Origin of the sequence: Streptomyces sp. DH12, assembly GCF_020873895.1 — a bacterium.
Taxonomy (GTDB): domain Bacteria; phylum Actinomycetota; class Actinomycetes; order Streptomycetales; family Streptomycetaceae; genus Streptomyces.
Genome location: NZ_JAHWGT010001132.1, coordinates 1 through 446 on the forward strand (window position 1 = coordinate 1; position 446 = coordinate 446).

Sequence of the window (446 nt, forward strand, 5' to 3'; positions counted from 1 at the left end):
TACCCCGACAGGGAGGTGACGCCGAAGAAGGTGATGGCGGTGACGACCGCTGCGGAGGCGCCGGCGTTCAGACCGAGGAGTCCCGGGTCGGCCAGCGGGTTGCGGGTGAGCGCCTGCAGCACGGCCCCGGCGAGGCCGAGGGCGGCGCCGGCGAGCAGGCCCAGCAGGGTGCGGGACAGCCGGTCGGACACCACGGTGTCGGCGTAGGTGCCCGACGCGTCGAACAGCCCGTGCCACACCTGCCCCAGGGACAGTTCCTTCGCTCCGACCGCGATGCTCGCCAGCGCGACGAGCACCAGGACCGCGAGGGACACGAGGAGGCCGGCCGCGCGTATCGCCCGGCGGCCGGGGAGCACGGAGGCAGGCTCCGCGCGCTGTTCGGGGGGACTCTCGACCAACACCCGGTTAGGCAGCCTATCCTCCACTCGGATCGAGATCCGGAAGCC

At 73.1% G+C, this 446-nt stretch carries 1 protein-coding gene; it reads right to left on the reverse strand.

Annotation, left to right across the window (positions count from 1 at the left end; all coding sequences use genetic code 11):
• On the reverse strand, positions 1 to 401 hold a 401-nt coding region (locus LPA54_RS38885), incomplete at its 3' end, for an iron chelate uptake ABC transporter family permease subunit (RefSeq protein ID WP_228985114.1).
• Positions 402 to 446: the final 45 nt, after the last annotated feature.